Below are 15,620 nucleotides of genomic sequence, written 5' to 3'. Positions count from 1 at the left end.
CCCGCGGCCGTGAGCCGTGGGTCAGCCGGAGAAGACCCCGATGCCGTTGGGCACCGGGCGTTCGGCGCCGCCGCTCGGGTGGTTGCGGACCGTCACCCCGCTCGCGCCCGCGTCGCGGGTGACCATCTCGCTCGACCCGCCGCCGTCGAGGTTGAACGCGTCGGAGGCGCCCAGGCCGCGCATGGTGGCCGCCTCCTCGGCGATCGTCAGGCCGCTGCGGGAGTCGTCGGCGCCGTCCAGCGCGAGCAGCAGCAGCTGACGGCCGCCGCCCTTGAGACCCGCGACGGTGCGTACGGCGGAGGCGGTGTCGTCGAGTCCGGACAGCGGCGTGCCGTGGCGGAGCACCGGGTAGCCGCCGACCGCGAACGCGTAGGGGACCTTGGCGGTGGCCGCCACCAGGCCGTGGGTGACGGTCACCGCGTCGCCCGGGGCCAGCTCGCGCAGCTCCCGCGCCCCCTGTTCGCGGCCCACCAGGACGGTGGTGCCCGAGGGGATCGGACCGCCGCCCGGGGTGCCGGCGGCGCCGACCACCCGGCCGTGGCGCACCTTCACCTCGTAGGTGTCCGTCCCGCAGCCCGCCGCCCGGTCGGTGTCCGTGCCGCAGATGGCGCGCACCCGGGAGGCGCCGCCCCACCGGGAGGTGAAGGCGCCCACGGAGTTCTGCGGCAGCGCGTACTGGTTGAGGCCGCCCAGCGGGAGCTTCCCCCGCGGTGTGGTCACGGAGCCGGTGAGGGAGAGGCGGTCCATCCGCGCCCGCCGGTCGGTGCCCACGCCCAGCACCTCCCGCGTGGTGGTCCCGGGCGGCAGCGCCGGCCCGAACCGCTGGCCCTTGGGCACCGCCGCCTTGAGCGCCTGACCGCCCGCGACCGCCGGGCCCACGGTCGCACCGGTCGCCTCGACGCCCGGGTGCTGGGTCTCGGTGATGTCGAAGAAGTCGCCGTTGACACCCGCGACCGCGCCGGCCGTGTCGGCCAGCCGGGACACGGTCGCCCGGGCCGCCACCGCCCCGGGATGCAGCAGGTCCGTCCGGACGTGTGGATTGGCCAGGTCGACGGTGAGCAGATGGGCGTGGGTCCGTCCGGCCGCCGCCGTGATGTCGAACTCCCGGTACGTCACCCCGGGAGCGATCCGCCTGCCGGGTCCGCCGGCCGGCACGGCACCGGCCGGCGCCGCCCCGGCCAGGGCAGCGCCGGCCAGTACGCCGAACGCCGTGAGAACCGTGAGAACCGATCTGCCCGCCGCCGTCCGCCCGTCCCGATTCATCGCGCCCCCTGATGCCTCGTCAACTGCCGTCAGTGCTCAGGGGAAGTGCACCAGACGACGGTGACGTGCGGGGCGGCTAGGCGTCGACTACGCGAGAACGGGTGAGAAAACGCACCCCCTCGGGTGCCTCCAGCGAGAAACCGCTCCCTCGTCCGGGTACGACGTCCACGATCAGCCGGGTGTGGCTCCAGGCCTCGTACTGGCTCCGCGACATCCAGAAGGTCACGGGCTCCTCGACGCCGTCCACCGCCAGCTCGGCCAGCATCACGTCCGAACCGCCGGTGCGGAACTCGCCGTCCGGGTAGCACATGGGCGCGCTGCCGTCGCAGCAGCCGCCGGACTGATGGAACATCAGCGGTCCGTGCTCCGCCCGCAGCCGGCGTACCAACTCCGCGGCCTGTGGGGTGAGTTCGACGCGGGGCAGTTCCTCTTGCATGGTCACCGTCCTGGAGAGCCGGGGGCGTCGGACCCGGCCCAGTCTCACGGCCGGCCGCCACGGCGTCCAGGGGGCGGTGGCGTTCCTCAGCGGTCGGGGACGCCCTCCGGTTTGCCGCTCGTCCCGCCCAGGACGGTGGCCGGCGTGAGGTTCCAGCGCCCGGCCCGGCCGGTGAACCCGGCAGCGGTCAGGGGCGGTACGTCGATCCGCCAGAAGGCGGCCTCCGGAGCGCCGAGCACCCGCACGGTCACGGCGCGCACGACCTCCGGCTCGACCACCGCCACCGTGCGGCCGGCGGACCGGGCGGCCTCCTCCAGCCAGCCCCCGACCCGGGCGCACAGCAGGCGCACCGACTCGCCGCCGTGCGGGCTCGCCGCCGGGTCGGCCAGCCACCGGGCCAGCGCCTCCGGTTCCGCGGCGCCGACCTCCTCGAGTGTCCGCCCCCGCCAGCGGCCCATGTCGAGGCCGGCCAGGGCGGGTTCGGCACGTGCGTCGAGACCCAGCGCGGCCGCCGTCTCCCGGCAGCGGGCCGTGGGGGAGACGAGGGCCTCGGCGGCCGGCCGCAGTCCGTCCGCGGCCGACCGGGCGCGCGCGGCGCCCGCCGCGTCGAGTGAGCACCCGTCGTCGAAGCGGGCCTGCCGCAGGGCCGGGTTCATCGCCGGTGAGATCAACATCACTCGGCTCGTCATGAGGTCGCCTGCATGGTCAACAACCCTTTCGGCACAGGGATTTCACAGCGTACGGCGGCCGCGGGGCGCACCGCTCCGCACCCGTGCGCCCTTGGCCGCACCGGCGCTTCGCGGTACCTTCTCGGCGATATCGACGACGGAATGCGGAAGCCGGTGGGAATCCGGCACGGTCGCGCCACTGTAAGCCCCGTTCACACCACTCCTGGTGCGGGCCGGGCAAGTCAGACCCGCCCGTCGTCCCGTGCACCACCGAGCAGGGACGCGAGTTCCCCAGGAGGTCCTGCCATGGCGCAGTCCGCCGTTCAGCCCAGCACCAACCCCACCGTCATCCCCGCCAAGCTGCCGATCGGCGCCATCGCCCCCTGGGCGGTCTTCTTCGGCGTCCTGATGCTGGTCCTGCTGTACTTCGTCGGCGCCGAACAGGGCGCGACCTCCGTGATGTCCGGCGAGAACGTGCACGAGTGGGTGCACGACGCCCGGCATCTGCTCGGCTTCCCCTGCCACTGACCGGGGCGAGGAAGCGCACGAGCTCATGAACTCGGCAACTGTCCGGAACCTGTTGGTGCGTGGCATGCTCGCGGGACTCGCCGCGGGCCTGCTCGCCCTCGTCGTCGCCTACTTCCTCGGTGAGCCGCGTGTCGACTCGGCCATCGCCTACGAAGAGGCGCACTCCCACGAACACGGCGTGGAGGCGGTCTCCCGCACGATGCAGTCGACCGCCGGCCTGTCCACCGGCGTCCTCCTCTACGGCATCGCGTTCGGCGGCATCGCCGCCCTCGCCTACTGCTTCGCGCTGGGCCGCATCGGCCGCTTCGGGCCGCGCGCGAGCGCGCTGCTCCTGGCGGCCGCCGGCCTCGTCGCCGTCTACGTCGTGCCGTTCCTGAAGTACCCGGCCAACCCGCCGTCCGTCGGCGACCCCGACACGATCGGCAAGCGCACGACGCTGTACTTCCTGATGATGGTCCTGAGCGTGCTGCTGGCGGTCGCCACGGTGATCCTCGGCAAGCGGCTCGCCCCCCGCCTGGGCAACTGGAACGCGACGGTGGCCGCGGGCGCGTTCTTCCTGCTGGCCGCCGGGCTCGCCTACGCGTTCCTGCCGGCCGTCGACGAGGTCCCCAAGGACTTCTCCCCGAGCCTGCTGTGGCAGTTCCGCCTGGCGGCACTGGCCGTCCAGGCGACCCTGTGGACCGCGTTCGGGCTGGTCTTCGGCGTCCTCGCGGAACGTGTGCTCACCGCCGAGCGCACGGCCGGTGAGCGGCAGGACGCCGGTCCGCGCGCTCCGGCCGCGCACCACTGAGGCACCCCGCGCCCCGGCGTGAGGCACCGGTCCGCTCGCGGGCCGGTGCCTCACACGTCGTCGGCGGATCCCCGGCCGACGTCGGAGGCGGTCCGCGGGGCCGGGTTCAGAAGGCGTACCGGATGCGCAGCCAGGGAGCGTGCGCCGCGACGAGCCGGCGCAGGTCGTCCAGGGCCCTCGCTTTGACCAGGTGGTCGTAGCGCACGTTCAGCGCCCCGTTCTCGGAGCGTTTGCCCTGCTGGATGCCGGGCTGCCAGAGCACGTCCTCGGCGCGCGGATGCCAGCCGAGGTTGACCTCGTGCAGTTCCCGGTTGTGGGTCAGCATGATCACCTCGGCGGCCGCCTGCCGCTTGACCCGGTCCGGGAGCACGTCGTCGAGCCGCCGGAGCAGTTCGGCCCAGGCCTCCTGCCACCCGGGGCGCAGCACCACGGGGGAGAGGTTGAAGTGCACCTCGTACCCCGCGTCAAGGAAGTCGGCCGCGGCGGCGACGCGCTCGGCCACCGGTGACGTCCGGATGTCCAGCAGCCGGGAGTCCTCGCCCGGCATGACCGAGAACCGGACGCGGGTGCGGCCCCGCGGATCGAGTGCCAGCAGATCCGGGTTCACGAACTTGGTGGCGAAGGACGCCTTGGCGGTGGGCCACTGCCGGAAGGCGTGCACGAGATCGGCGGTGTTGTCGCAGATCAGCGCGTCCACCGAGCAGTCGCCGTTCTCGCCGATGTCGTAGACCCAGGCCTGTTCGTCGCACTGGTTGGGTTCCCGCTTGGGCCCGTGCCGCGCGATGTGGCGGCCCAGGTGGCCGATGATCCGCTCGATGTTGGTGAAGACGGTGACGGGGTTGGCGTATCCCTTGCGGCGCGGCACGTAGCAGTACACGCAGGCCATCGCACAGCCGTTGGACGGGCCGGGGGCGATCCAGTCGGCGGAGCGGCCGTTGGGCCGCGTGGTGAGCGTCTTGCGTTCGCCCAGCACCAGCGTCTCGCCCTTCACCCGCACCCAGCGCCCGACGTTCCCCTCGTCGCCGTGCAGCTCGGGAACGCGCCAATGGGAGTCCACCTCGACGACACGCGCGGCAGGGTGGCGGGCGAGGATCTGGCGGCCGCGGGGCGAGGCAGCGGCGGCGGGCTCGGCGTAGATCGTCCGCACGGGAAGCAGCCGCCGGGCGGCGTCGGAGTCACGGAAGAGCGGGCCGGTGGCCGGCATCCGTCCCGGCTCGTCCCCGGAGGACGCGACGCCGGGCAGGGCGTCGAGCCCGAACAGCGCGCCGTCGTCCAGCGCGGCGGAGAAGTCCCTCATGTGTGGTTCGCCGGGTTTCTTGACTGACGTCGCATACGGCCCACTGTACGCAGGCGTGACACGCCGGTGCGGAGGCCGTCAGCGGTTGAGCCGGACGATGGAGGCGTTCAGGGCCGCCGCGAAGGCGCACCAGGCGGCGTAGGGCAGCAGGGCTCCGGCCGCGGCCCGGTCGGTGCGGGCGATCTGCCGGATGAGCTGGGCGTTGCCGATGTTCAGCAGCACATCGCCGGCGAGCGCCGCCTTCGGGGCGCGGTGGGCGAAGAACAGCCGGCTCCATGCCGCGTTCAGCGCCAGGTTCGCCCCCAGGTCGCGAACGATCCCTGCCCGCCGGCGCCGGTCCGGGGCGCGCCCGAGGGCGTGGCCCGCCGCGCAGGCGATCGACGCGTACAGCGGGGTCCACACCAGGCCGAACGCCCACGGCGGAGGCTGCCAGGACGGCCGGCGCAGCGAGGCGTACCAGGTGCTGTCCGGACCGGTCGCCGCGGCGCCCACGGCGGCGGTGACGGCCACCGCCGCCGTGGCCGCGCCGTACCGCTGCCAGGGACCGGGCCCGGGCCGCCGGGTGCCTCCGCGTTCGCTGATCACCCTCATGTCCTCACGTCTTCCCGGGCCGCGCCCGATGTCACCGGTCGGGGTCAGTCGCCGCGCAGCAGCTCCGCCAAAATGTCGTCCCACCGCAGGCGGGAGCTCTCGGTGCCCGCGGGCACCGCCTCGAACGTCTCGGCCAGCCAGCCCTCGAACGGGTCCGCCGGTACGTACAGCACGGCGGCCCCGCCCGCGCCGCGCAGCACGATCCGCAGGGTGGTGGACCCGTGGCAGCGGCAGGGCGGCCAGACGCGCACGGAGCCCTCGCCGGACGGAACGCGCAGGCCGGCGTCGAGCAGATCGCGTGAGAACAGCCAGGGCGCGGCGTTCTCGGGGCCCTCGCGGAAGTCCATGCGTACGGCAAGCGGATCGGCCGGGTCATAGCTGAAGCGGACCTCGAGCCGGAGGGCTTCCGCTTCGCTGAGGACCAGGTGGATGTCCAGGTCGGTGTGGAGACGCTTGGCGGAGTGCATGACACCTCCCGGATGAGGTGGTTCGTGGGCTCTGCCCTGTGCGAAGCCCCGCACTCCACACTTCCGGGCGGGGGCCGGGGGTGGATGCGGGCGGTCTGCGGGAATCGCGGGGGGCACGGGGATTCCGTCCCCGCCGGGGTGCAACCGTTTCGCACGCGCCGCCGGAAGAGTCAGCGACGTGGGTGGGAGGGCGGTCCGGCCCGCTCCACCCCTGGGGGGCCTGGCACGCATCGGAAAGGATGTGTCATGAGGCTTCGCGACGAATGGCCGGTGGACCACGGGCTGGCGACGGTCTACCGGTACGGCGCCGGACTCTGCGGCGGTGTCCTGCTGCTGTTCGGCTGTCTCGGCTTCGCCGACGAACTCAGCCCCTTCGGCACGGACGGCACCCGTATCGCCGGTATGTCTACGAACGGAGTGCTGAGCCTGATCTCGGTGCTCTTCGGGCTGCTGCTGATCGGCGGCGCCGTGGTCGGCGGGAACTTCGCCTCCACGCTCAACATGGCCGTGGGGACGCTGTTCCTCGTCAGCGGATTCGTCCACATCTTCGTCCTCGACCGGAGCGCCAACATCCTCGACTTCGGCATGACGAACGTCATCTTCACCTTCGTCATGGGCCTGCTCATCCTCACCTTCGGGATGTACGGCCGGGTCACGGGCGGCCTGCCGCACGACAACCCGTACTGGCGCCGACGCCACCCGAGGGAGGCGGCGAGGGAGTCCCTGGCCGCCCGGCGCCGGGAGCGTGCCCGCGCCGTCCTGGCCCCGGCACCGGACGCCTCGTCCCGGTTCCCGGCCACCCGGCCGCACGGCTGAACCCGCGTCCCGGCACGACGACGTACGGCACGACAGGCCGGCACGACAGACGCCCGGCTCGACACTTTCCCGGCACGACAAGGGCGGCACCGCCACTCGCGGTGCCGCCCCGCACGACGGGAGCCCTGCCCCGACGGCTCACAGCTCGATCATCCGCACCACGAAGAACGCGGCGACCAGCAGGCAGCCGATCACGATCAGGGCCATCCAGACACTGGGATGCTCCCAGATGCCGCCGTCCGGCCGCTCGGGATGCGCTTCCGCCGTCGATCCCTCGACGGGCGGAGTCTCTCCGGGAGGGCGCAGGGGATCGGTCATCGTCTCCACCTCCAGGGTTCGGGCGGTGGGAGCCACGCGCCGGGGCCGTGCGGCGCACCTCGGCGAACCGGCTCCCCTCGAACTCTTCCGAGCCGGCCGGACCACCGGATGCGGCGGGCGCGCCCCACCGGGACGCACGGCGCGGTGCCCGGCGCACGACCGCGTTCGATCTTCAGAGGCACGACATGGACATGGAACTGGCCGGTTCACGCGTACTCGTCGCCGGAGCAACCGGGGAGATCGGTTCGGGCCTACGCGGGAGCACGCCGCGGTAGCGCCGTCCGGGCCTCGGCCCCTACGCAGCCCCCCTTCCTCTCACCCGCCGCCCCCCGCCCGGGCCGCCGCCCAGCGCAGGGCGGCGAGCCGGCCCTGTCCGGGCACGGTCCACAGCGCGTGCCCGCGCAGGCCCCAGCGCCGCAGCAGCGTGTTGGCGGCGAGGAAGCCGCTGGTGGCGGCCCGTTCCATCAGGGCCACCGGCAGACCGGTGCGGACCGTGTCGCCCGCGACGACCAGCCCCGGCGTCGGCGTGGTGACCGTGGGCCGGTCCGCGTGGCCGCCCACCGGGAACAGGGGGCAGTCGGCCCGCCACTCGTGACGTGCGTCCACCACCCGGGCCCGGGCCGTCTCCGGGTAGAGACGGTGCAGTTCGCCGAGCAACTCCTTCTCCGTGGTCTCCCGGCCGGCGTCCTCGGGCACGGCGTAGGCGTGCAGTTCGACGACCGAGCCGCCGGTGCGGGCCGCCCACCGGGCCGCCTCGCCCTCCCAGCCGCTGAGCACACTGACGTTGTCCAGGGCCCCGAAGCCGCTGGTGCCGAGGAAGCCGGGCCGGTCCGCGCGCACGGGCCGGTCCAGCCACAGCCGGGACACCAGGAAGGGCGGGGCGGTGCGCAGCCGCGCCACGCGCTCGCGCCACCCGGCGTCCCCGAGACCGTCGCAGCGGCCCACCAGGGAGCGCAGGCCCGCCGGATCCAGGGCGAGCACCACGGCGTCGTACGGCTCCTCGCCGCCCGCGGCGGTCACGGCGAAGCCGCCCGACGGCAGGACGGAGACGCCCTCCACCGCGGTGCTCGTACGCACCCGCGCGCGAAGCCGCTCCAGACGCGCGGCGATCGGGTCCCACAACGCCTGCGGGAACGGTTCCCGGGGCACGTCGAACAGCAGGCCCTCGGCCGAGCCGAGGAAGTAGATGTGGAACATCAGCGCCATCTCCGCCGCCGACAGCTTCCGGGGATCGGCGAAGAAGCTGCGGGAGAACACCTCGAACGCCAGGTGCCGCGCCGCCGGCGGGAACCGGATGTCGTCCAGGAAGTCGTAGGCGCTGACGTGGTCGAGCCGTTCGTACACCTCGGGCACCCGCACGTCGAGCAGCGGCAGGGCCGCGCGCGGGCGCATCCGGGCCAGGTCGCGCACCGAGAACGACTCGCTCAGCGCCACGAAGCCGAGCGCGCTCAGCGGCGGGGTGCGCGGCACGTGCCGGAAGCTGTCCTGCCGGCCGCCGCCGTGCCGCAGCGGGTAGTCGGGCAGACCGGTCAGGCGGGTCAGGGCCGGATCGGTCCGGCGCAGCAGCGCGCGCAGGTTGTAGTACTGCCGGAAGAACGCGTGGAAGCCCCGGCTCATCGTCACCGTCGTACCGTCGGCCAGCCGCGTGGACCATCCCGCCAGCCGGCCGCCGAGCTGCGCGTCGCGCTCGTACACGGTGACCCGCACCCCGCGCTCGGCCAGCGCGATGGCCGCCGTCAGCCCGGCGATGCCGCCGCCCACGACCGCCACCCGCGGCGCGGTGGTCTCCCCGGCACGACTGGCGCCGGGCGGTGCGGGCAGCAGCCGGGCCAGCCGGTCCCGGCCGGGGCGGGGGGTGCGGACGCCGGACACGGCGGGGCGGCGCGGCCCGGTCATCGACCCGCCTCCCCGCCGCCGTCGAACGGGCGGCGCGCGACGACGGTGTGGGTGATGCCGGTCTGCCAGCCCGGCAGCGGCAGTACCCGCACCCGTTCGAACCCCGCTCGCTCCACCCGCCGCGCGAGCTGCCCTGCGGTGTCGAAGGAGACGACACTGCGCCACAGATGCCGGTAGAGCGGGCCGTCGCCGAGCAGCGTGGCGACCGGCAGGACGACCCCGCCGCACACCGCGTTCCACACCGCGCGGTGCGCCGCCCGCCCGCTCAGCGCGTACTCGTGCACCGCCAGCCGACCGCCCGGCGCCAGCAGCCGGTACGCGTGGGCGAGCACCGCGTCCGGGTCGGCGGTGTTGCGCAGCAGGTACGCGGCGAAGACCGCGTCGAACGGGCCGCGCACCCCGGCCGCCGCCAACCGCTCCACCGGCGCCTGCACGAAGCGCACCGGCCTCGGCCAGGGGCGCCGGGCCGCCTGCCGCAGCATCCCGGCCGACGCGTCGACGGCGGTGATGTCCGCGCCGGGCAGTGCGGCGGCCAGGGCCGCGGTCGAGGCGCCGGTGCCGCAGCCGAGGTCCAGGACTCTCGGGCCGGGAACGCCGCCGGGAAGGCCGAGGCGCCGGGCGGAGCGGCGCAGGTGGGCGTGGTAACCGGGATTCGCCGCCACGAGCGTGTCGTAGCTCCGGGCGGCGTGGTCGAACGCGGTCGCCAGATCGGCGTCGCGCAGCAGGGGCATGCCATCTCCCTGAGAGGTCGTCGGGTCCGGGGTCGTCGGGTACGAGGGCGGGTGCGGGCTCGTTCGGTCGAGGGGGCCGCGGATGAGGCGGTGACGAGGGGTCAGGTGGCCGCAGTGCTCCGGCGCGGGACGAACGGCAGGGCGAGGGCCGAGCCGAGCATCGCGGGTACGGGCACGTGCAGCCCGATGGACAGGTCCTCCGCGAGTCCGGTGCGCCCGTCCAGGAAACGCAGCAGGCGGGGCGCGGGCACGTGGGTGAACAGGCGGGTGAAGAAGGCCGGACCGTCCACCCGGCCGTGGTCGAGGGCGTGCAGCAGCACCGCGTCCATGAGCCGGGAGCGGGCCGAGTGGGCGCGCGGCGGGACGGGACGGCGCCCGGCGTGCAGGGCGGCGGCCACCGCGCCGGTCTGGCGCTGCACGGCGCTGAAGGTGTAGCCGGTCGCGGGACGGGTGGCCCCGGCCGCGGCCCCGATGCGGAACACGGACGCGGCGGTCCGCCGGGGGAAGTCCGCGTCCGTCATCGGGATCACCCCCTGTTCGCAGTCCAGCACCTCGTGGTCGCCCGCGCCCAGGACACCGGTGACGTAGTGCCGCAGCGCGCGGTCGTACGCGTCCCGGCCGAGCGGGCTGCGGGAGAACTCGGTGTACTCCACCAGCGCCTCCCGGGGCCCGGTAGGCAGCACGTACCCGAAGGACAGGCCGTGCGCGGGCTGCGGCGTGCGGAAGTCCATCAGCTCCACGACACCGGGATCGAACACCGGGCGGCGGGTGCGCACGAACCAGCCGCGGAAGTGCTGCAGCAGCGTCGTGCGGGCCGGTGGCAGCCGTGCGGGCGGCCGTGAGTCGAACACCCAGCGGGCGCGCACCGTAACCGGGGCGCCGTCGGCCCGGCGGGCGTGCACCACCGCGCCACCGGGCGCGGACTCGACCCGCTCGGCGACGGCCTCCACGGTCGTCACCCACGGGCTCTGCGCGAGCACTTGACCGGCCAGGTCCTCCAGCGCGTCGGAGCGCAGCATCTTGTAGCGCAGCGGCTCGATGGCCGCGTCCACCGTCCGTCCGTCGCCGGAACGCACCCGCAGCCGCCGCCAGGAGGCCGTCAGCGCGTCGTCGTACGGCCCCACGCCCGCCTCCCAGAAGCACCAGGTGCGCCGTGCCGCGCGGAACGGTCCCGGCGGTGCCGCCAGCAGCACCGCCGTCACCCGGCGTCCGTCCGCGGGCGGGCGGGCCAGCCGCAGCGCCAGCGACAGCCCGGCGGCCCCGGCGCCCACGACGGCGACGTCCGACTCCACCTGCACGGCGGCTCCCTCCACGGCGGCTCCCTCTGCGGACCGGCGGATCCGGCCAGTCTTCCCGCGCACCGGCCCCGGCGGATGCAGCCGGGAGCGTGTCGTGCGGGTGGGTGCCCAGGGCGCCGGCATGTCCACCGAATGGCGCATCCGGCGGGGCCACCCGCGCGGAATGTGTCACGACGACGCACCGGTCGCGACGGTGCCGGCACCGGGCGCGACCGGTGCGGCACAACGACAGCGCGACTTGGCCGGCTCACCGACAGGTGGTCCGGCTCACCGACCGGCGAGAGGATCCGCGATGCGTTCCACCCAGGCGCCCGGCCGTCTCACGGCAGACCCGCCGCGCAGGCCGCCCGCCGTGGCCGGCCCTCATGACACCGGGGAGCCGGCCGCCCCCGGTTGCGCCCGAGCCGTCGACGAGGACGTGCCGGGCGCGGTCGGCCGGGAACTGCGCGGACTGCTCGCCGACCGTCTCGCGGGCTGCCACGGGCTCGACCCGGTGTTCGCGAGGGACGTCGCCGAGCGGACCGCCCGCTTCACCCGGCGCGGCGGCCGCCGTATCCGCCCCCGGCTCCTGTGGTGGTCGCTGCGCGCCTGCGGCGGCGGGGACCCGGCCCAGGTGCGCGTGGCACTGCGGACGGCGGCGGCGCTGGAACTGCTCCAGACCTGCGCCCTGGTCCACGACGACCTGATGGACCAGGCGCCCACCCGCCGCGGCGCGCCGGCGCTGCACGCGGATGTGGCCGCGCAGTACGCCGGTGCCACGGCGGGCCCCGCCGCCCAGCGGCTCGGCGCGTCCACCGCCGTGCTCGCCGGTGACCTCGCCCTGGCCTGGGCGGACGACGCCCTGTCCGGACTGCTGCTGGACCCCGGGCTGCCGCGCGACACCGCGCACCGGCTGCACGAGGTGTGGCGGGTGCTGCGCACGGAGATGGTGGCGGGCCAGTACCTCGACGTGCGCGGCCAGGCCGTGTCCTCCGGCACCCCGGCCCGGTCGATCCGGGCCGCGTGCCTCAAGAGCGCTCTGTACACCGTGGAACGGCCCCTGCAACTGGGCGCGGTACTCGCCGGAGCCGACGACCTCACCACCAGGACCCTGCGCCGCGCGGGACGCTGCGCGGGCCTCGCCTTCCAGTTGCGGGACGACCTCGACGACCTCTTCGCCGACTCCCGGGTCACCGGCAAACCGTCCGGGGGCGACGTGCGCGAGGGCACCCAGACCTATCCGCTGGCCGTGGCCCGGGCCACGGCCGGCGCCGCCGGCGACCAGCACGCGCTCGGCGTGCTCGAGCACGCGATGGGCCGCGCCGACCTCACCGAGGGCGAACTGGCCCAAGTACGCGAGGTCCTCGTCGCCACCGGAGCCCGCGACCACGTCGAGGCGCGGATCGCCCGGCTCGTCCGGCGCGGCCTGCGCCACCTCGGCGAAGCCTCCCTCGAACCAGGCGGGGCCGCCCGATTGCGGGGCCTGCTGGCGGAGATCACCGGTACGGCCGGCCAGGTGCCCGAGCCGGCCGCGGCTCCGCGCGCCGCCGCCCTGGCCGCCGCCGGAACGGAGGCGGGCCGGTGACCCGGACCATCACGGGACCCACCGACCACGTGGTCGTGGTCGGCGCCGGACTGGCCGGCCTGTCCGCCGCCCTGCACCTGCTCGGCGCCGGCCGCCGCGTCACCGTCGTCGAACGCGATCACCAGCCCGGCGGGCGCGCCGGCCGCATGGAGCTCGGCGGCTATCTGATCGACACCGGACCCACCGTGCTCACCATGCCGGAGATCGCCGACGAGGCGTTCGCCGCGGTCGGCACCTCACTGCGCGACCGCGTCGAACTGATCGAGCTCCACCCGGCCTACCGGGCGCGCTTCGCCGACGGCAGCACCCTCGACGTGCACACCGACGCCGAGGCGATGGAGGCGGAGGTCGAGCGGTTCGCCGGCGGCGCCGAAGCGGCGGGCTACCACCGGCTGCGCCACTGGCTGGGGCAGCTCTACCAGGCCGAGCGGGGCCGCTTCCTCGACGCCGACTTCGACTCACCGCTGCACCTGCTCACCCCCGACCTGGTCCGGCTCGCCGCGCTCGGCGGCTTCGGCCGCTGGGAGGCGCAGGTCGCCCGTCATGTGCGCGACGAGAGGCTGCGCCGCGTCTTCTCCTTCCAGGCCCTGTACGCCGGTGTCCCGCCCGAGCGGGCGATGGCCGCCTACGCGGTGATCGCCTACATGGACACCGTCGCCGGGGTGTACTTCCCGCGCGGCGGCATGCACGCCCTGCCCCAAGCCATGGCCGACGCGGTGGCCGAGGCCGGGGCGCGGTTCCACTACGGGCAGCGGGTGACCCGCCTGGAACGCTCCGGTGAGCGCGTCACCGCCGTGGTGACCGACGACCAGCGCATCCCGTGCGACGCCGTAGTCCTCACCCCCGACCTGCCGGTGACCTACCGTCTGCTGGGCCGCTCCCCGCGCCGCCCCGTACGGCTCAGGCACGCCCCGTCGGCGGTGATCCTGCACGCCGGCTGCGACCGCACCTGGCCCGAACTGGCCCACCACACCCTGTCCTTCGGCCAGGCATGGCGGCGCACCTTCCGTGAACTCACGCACACCGGCGAGCTGATGAGCGACCCCTCCCTGCTGATCACCCGGCCCACCGCGACCGACCCCGGCCTGGCCCCGCCGGGCCGCCATCTGCACTACGTCCTCGCCCCGTGCCCCAACACCGACATCGGGCCGGACGGCGCCGACTGGTCCGGGCTCGGCGCGCGCTACCGCGACGGCCTGCTGCGCGAACTCGACCGCCGCGGCCTCACGGGCATCGCGTCCGCCATCGAGGAGGAGTGCCTGGTGACCCCCGCCGACTGGAGCGCGCAGGGGCATGCCGCCGGCACGCCGTTCTCCGCCGCGCACACCTTCGCCCAGACCGGCCCCTTCCGCCCGCGCAACCTGGTGCGCGGCACCGCCAACGCCGTCCTCGCCGGCTGCGGCACCACCCCCGGCGTGGGCGTCCCGCCCGTGCTGCTGTCCGGCAAGCTGGCCGCGGCCCGCGTCACCGGCGGCACCCGCCCGCGCACCACCTCCCGCCGGGCCGCCCGGCCGGCCGCCGAGGGAGTACGGCCATGACCACCCGCGAGCTGGACGCCGCTCGCATCACCGACCCGGGCCTGCGCGCCGCCTACACCCACTGCCGGGACCTGAACGCCCGGCACGGCCGCACCTACTTCCTCGCCACCCGCCTGCTGCCCCCCGACCGGCGTCCCGCCGTGCACGCCCTGTACGGCTTCGCCCGCTGGGCCGACGACATCGTCGACTCGCTCGGCCCCGGCGCCCCCACCGGCGACGAGGCGGCCCGGCGGGCCGCCGCCCTGGACCGCCTCTGCGAGGACCTGACCCGGGGCCTGGCGGGCGGGCGGGGCGCCGAGCCGGTGGTCACCGCCCTCGCCGACACCAGCGGCCGCTACGCCATCGACCGGAGCCACTTCACCGACTTCCTGGCATCCATGCGCAGCGACCTGACGGTCACCGAGTACGCCGACTACGCGGCGCTGCGCGGCTACATGCACGGCTCGGCGGCGGTGATCGGCCTGCAGATGCTGCCCGTCCTCGGCACCGTCGTGCCACGCGAGGAGGCCGCCCCGTACGCGGCCGAACTGGGCGTCGCCTTCCAGCTCACGAACTTCCTGCGGGACGTCGGCGAGGACCTCGACCGCGGCCGCGTCTACCTCCCCCAGGACCTCCTCGGCGCCCACGGCGTCGACCGTGAACTGCTGCGCCGCTGCCGGGACGAGGGCCGCGCCGACCGCCGGGTCACCGCGGCCCTGCGCGCCTTCGCCGACCTCACCCGCGCCGCCTACCGGCGCGCCGCGCCCGGCGTACCGATGCTCGACCCCGTCGCCCGGCCCTGCATCCGCACGGCGTTCGTGCTCTACGGCGGCATCCTGGACGCCGTCGCCGACGACGGCTGGGCGGTGCTGAACCGCCGCGCGGCGGTTCCCCGCAGGCGCCGCGCCCTGGTCGCCGCGGACGGCCTGCTGCGGGTGGCGGCGGCGCGTCTGACCGCCCGCCGCCGGTCCGGCCGCGCCCCGTACCCGTCCGTGCCCTGCGAGGAGGCCGCATGACGCACGGTCGTCTGTCGCGTCGCACCGGTCCGCGTCGTCGTCAGCGTGGCGTGGCGGGCGGCTGCCGCGCTGTGGTGCCGCGTGTGCGCCGGGCGCCGGTCGCCGCTGATGGCCTGCCGCGGATGGCGGTGGGCGGCCTGGCCGCCCACTGTGGTTCCGCCCGTGCCCTGTATTCGTCCGCACCCTGCGAGGAGGCTGCCTAATGCTGTTGTCAAGCAACGAGACGCAGGGGTGGCTGGGCCTGGAAGGGCTGGCGGTCACGGAGCATGGCGTAGAGGACGTTGACCTTGCGGCGGGCCAGGGCGATCAGGGCCTGGTGGTGGCGTTTACCTTCGGCCCTCTTCCGGTCGTAGTAGGCACGCGAGGTGGGATCGCGCTGGATCGAGCAGAACGACGCCTGGTAGAAGACGCGTTTGAGGGCTTT

At 75.0% G+C, this 15,620-nt stretch carries 16 protein-coding genes, 1 pseudogene and 1 riboswitch; of the genes and pseudogenes, 6 read left to right on the top strand and 11 right to left on the bottom strand.

The genetic code is table 11. From position 1 onward, the window contains the following. Positions 1-21: 21 nt before the first annotated feature. The 3 genes from AB0924_RS18455 to AB0924_RS18445 form a co-directional block, all read right to left on the bottom strand. On the bottom strand, positions 22-1,263 hold the full coding sequence (locus tag AB0924_RS18455) for a phosphodiester glycosidase family protein (RefSeq protein WP_366911937.1): 1,242 nt from the start codon (positions 1,261-1,263) through the stop codon (positions 22-24). Between the two features lie 76 nt (positions 1,264-1,339). After that, positions 1,340-1,699, bottom strand: coding sequence for a DUF779 domain-containing protein (locus AB0924_RS18450; RefSeq protein WP_366911936.1), 360 nt, complete (start codon positions 1,697-1,699; stop codon positions 1,340-1,342). 86 nt (positions 1,700-1,785) lie between these two features. Then, positions 1,786-2,388 carry a histidine phosphatase family protein gene (locus AB0924_RS18445; RefSeq protein WP_358930165.1) on the bottom strand — a complete coding sequence of 201 codons (603 nt, stop codon included), beginning with the start codon at positions 2,386-2,388 and terminating at the stop codon, positions 1,786-1,788. Between the two features lie 105 nt (positions 2,389-2,493). After that, positions 2,494-2,638: riboswitch (cobalamin riboswitch) on the top strand. Positions 2,639-2,673: 35 nt separating this feature from the next. Here AB0924_RS18445 and AB0924_RS18440 point away from each other — a divergent pair. Both AB0924_RS18440 and AB0924_RS18435 read left to right on the top strand, forming a co-directional pair. Next, a complete protein-coding gene (locus tag AB0924_RS18440) occupies positions 2,674-2,895 on the top strand; it encodes a CbtB-domain containing protein (protein WP_366911935.1) in 222 nt (73 codons plus the stop codon). A 25-nt stretch (positions 2,896-2,920) separates the two neighbouring features. Further along, a complete protein-coding gene (locus tag AB0924_RS18435; RefSeq protein ID WP_358930169.1) occupies positions 2,921-3,685 on the top strand; it encodes a CbtA family protein in 765 nt (254 codons plus the stop codon). 106 nt (positions 3,686-3,791) lie between these two features. Here AB0924_RS18435 and AB0924_RS18430 read toward each other — a convergent pair whose 3' ends face one another. The 3 genes from AB0924_RS18430 to AB0924_RS18420 form a co-directional block, all read right to left on the bottom strand. Then, positions 3,792-4,982 carry a spore photoproduct lyase family protein gene (locus tag AB0924_RS18430; protein ID WP_366911934.1) on the bottom strand — a complete coding sequence of 397 codons (1,191 nt, stop codon included), beginning with the start codon at positions 4,980-4,982 and terminating at the stop codon, positions 3,792-3,794. 78 nt (positions 4,983-5,060) lie between these two features. After that, positions 5,061-5,573 carry a TspO/MBR family protein gene (locus tag AB0924_RS18425; protein WP_366911933.1) on the bottom strand — a complete coding sequence of 171 codons (513 nt, stop codon included), beginning with the start codon at positions 5,571-5,573 and terminating at the stop codon, positions 5,061-5,063. A gap of 44 nt (positions 5,574-5,617) precedes the next feature. Further along, positions 5,618-6,040, bottom strand: a complete 423-nt coding sequence (locus AB0924_RS18420) for an SsgA family sporulation/cell division regulator (RefSeq protein ID WP_358930175.1) — start codon at positions 6,038-6,040, stop codon at positions 5,618-5,620. Between the two features lie 246 nt (positions 6,041-6,286). Here AB0924_RS18420 and AB0924_RS18415 point away from each other — a divergent pair, with 246 nt between their 5' ends. After that, complete coding sequence (locus tag AB0924_RS18415) at positions 6,287-6,856, top strand: DUF4383 domain-containing protein (protein WP_358930177.1); 570 nt, start codon at positions 6,287-6,289, stop codon at positions 6,854-6,856. A gap of 138 nt (positions 6,857-6,994) precedes the next feature. Here AB0924_RS18415 and AB0924_RS18410 read toward each other — a convergent pair whose 3' ends face one another. From AB0924_RS18410 to AB0924_RS18395, 4 genes are all read right to left on the bottom strand, one after another. After that, positions 6,995-7,174, bottom strand: coding sequence for a DUF6480 family protein (locus tag AB0924_RS18410; protein ID WP_366911932.1), 180 nt, complete (start codon positions 7,172-7,174; stop codon positions 6,995-6,997). Positions 7,175-7,489: 315 nt separating this feature from the next. Next, on the bottom strand, positions 7,490-9,070 hold the full coding sequence (locus AB0924_RS18405; protein WP_366911931.1) for an NAD(P)/FAD-dependent oxidoreductase: 1,581 nt from the start codon (positions 9,068-9,070) through the stop codon (positions 7,490-7,492). Then, the gene (locus AB0924_RS18400; protein ID WP_366911930.1) at positions 9,067-9,801 is read right to left on the bottom strand and encodes a methyltransferase domain-containing protein; all 735 of its coding nucleotides are present in this window, start codon (positions 9,799-9,801) and stop codon (positions 9,067-9,069) included. The genes AB0924_RS18405 and AB0924_RS18400 overlap by 4 nt, the downstream gene beginning before the upstream one ends. A gap of 101 nt (positions 9,802-9,902) precedes the next feature. Further along, positions 9,903-11,114, bottom strand: coding sequence for a lycopene cyclase family protein (locus AB0924_RS18395; protein WP_358930185.1), 1,212 nt, complete (start codon positions 11,112-11,114; stop codon positions 9,903-9,905). Between the two features lie 277 nt (positions 11,115-11,391). Between AB0924_RS18395 and AB0924_RS18390 the strand changes: the two genes are divergently transcribed. Genes AB0924_RS18390 through AB0924_RS18380 form a run of 3 tightly spaced genes read left to right on the top strand, consistent with a single transcriptional unit; the run spans position 11,392 to position 15,196 of the window. Further along, positions 11,392-12,663 (top strand): polyprenyl synthetase family protein, encoded by a 1,272-nt coding sequence (locus tag AB0924_RS18390; protein ID WP_366911929.1) that lies wholly within the window; start codon positions 11,392-11,394, stop codon positions 12,661-12,663. After that, positions 12,660-14,201, top strand: coding sequence for a phytoene desaturase (locus tag AB0924_RS18385; protein ID WP_366911928.1), 1,542 nt, complete (start codon positions 12,660-12,662; stop codon positions 14,199-14,201). Before AB0924_RS18390 ends, AB0924_RS18385 begins: the two co-directional genes overlap by 4 nt. Next, on the top strand, positions 14,198-15,196 hold the full coding sequence (locus AB0924_RS18380; RefSeq protein WP_366911927.1) for a phytoene/squalene synthase family protein: 999 nt from the start codon (positions 14,198-14,200) through the stop codon (positions 15,194-15,196). The genes AB0924_RS18385 and AB0924_RS18380 overlap by 4 nt, the downstream gene beginning before the upstream one ends. Before the next feature lie 211 nt (positions 15,197-15,407). On the opposite strand, the pseudogene AB0924_RS18375 reads toward AB0924_RS18380, so the two are convergent. Further along, a pseudogene (locus AB0924_RS18375) lies at positions 15,408-15,620 on the bottom strand (IS110 family transposase); the annotation flags it as partial.

The organism is Streptomyces sp. NPDC047869 (genome assembly GCF_040704065.1).
Taxonomy (GTDB): Bacteria; Actinomycetota; Actinomycetes; order Streptomycetales; family Streptomycetaceae; genus Streptomyces.
The sequence above is the reverse complement of the archived record's forward strand: the minus strand, read 5'-3'. Positions and strand labels throughout refer to the sequence as shown.

What these genes read in the sequence shown, in the direction of transcription:
- AB0924_RS18425 (WP_366911933.1), bottom strand. Translation starts at nt 5,573, where the DNA reads ATGAGGGTGATCAGCGAACGCGGAGGCACCCGGCGGCCCGGGCCCGGT.
- AB0924_RS18400 (WP_366911930.1), bottom strand. Translation starts at nt 9,801, where the DNA reads ATGCCCCTGCTGCGCGACGCCGATCTGGCGACCGCGTTCGACCACGCC.
- AB0924_RS18450 (WP_366911936.1), bottom strand. Translation starts at nt 1,699, where the DNA reads ATGCAAGAGGAACTGCCCCGCGTCGAACTCACCCCACAGGCCGCGGAG.
- AB0924_RS18440 (WP_366911935.1), top strand. Translation starts at nt 2,674, where the DNA reads ATGGCGCAGTCCGCCGTTCAGCCCAGCACCAACCCCACCGTCATCCCC.
- AB0924_RS18455 (WP_366911937.1), bottom strand. Translation starts at nt 1,263, where the DNA reads ATGAATCGGGACGGGCGGACGGCGGCGGGCAGATCGGTTCTCACGGTT.
- AB0924_RS18415 (WP_358930177.1), top strand. Translation starts at nt 6,287, where the DNA reads ATGAGGCTTCGCGACGAATGGCCGGTGGACCACGGGCTGGCGACGGTC.
- AB0924_RS18445 (WP_358930165.1), bottom strand. Translation starts at nt 2,388, where the DNA reads ATGACGAGCCGAGTGATGTTGATCTCACCGGCGATGAACCCGGCCCTG.
- AB0924_RS18420 (WP_358930175.1), bottom strand. Translation starts at nt 6,040, where the DNA reads ATGCACTCCGCCAAGCGTCTCCACACCGACCTGGACATCCACCTGGTC.
- AB0924_RS18410 (WP_366911932.1), bottom strand. Translation starts at nt 7,174, where the DNA reads ATGACCGATCCCCTGCGCCCTCCCGGAGAGACTCCGCCCGTCGAGGGA.
- AB0924_RS18435 (WP_358930169.1), top strand. Translation starts at nt 2,921, where the DNA reads ATGAACTCGGCAACTGTCCGGAACCTGTTGGTGCGTGGCATGCTCGCG.
- AB0924_RS18380 (WP_366911927.1), top strand. Translation starts at nt 14,198, where the DNA reads ATGACCACCCGCGAGCTGGACGCCGCTCGCATCACCGACCCGGGCCTG.
- AB0924_RS18405 (WP_366911931.1), bottom strand. Translation starts at nt 9,070, where the DNA reads ATGACCGGGCCGCGCCGCCCCGCCGTGTCCGGCGTCCGCACCCCCCGC.
- AB0924_RS18430 (WP_366911934.1), bottom strand. Translation starts at nt 4,982, where the DNA reads ATGAGGGACTTCTCCGCCGCGCTGGACGACGGCGCGCTGTTCGGGCTC.
- AB0924_RS18390 (WP_366911929.1), top strand. Translation starts at nt 11,392, where the DNA reads ATGCGTTCCACCCAGGCGCCCGGCCGTCTCACGGCAGACCCGCCGCGC.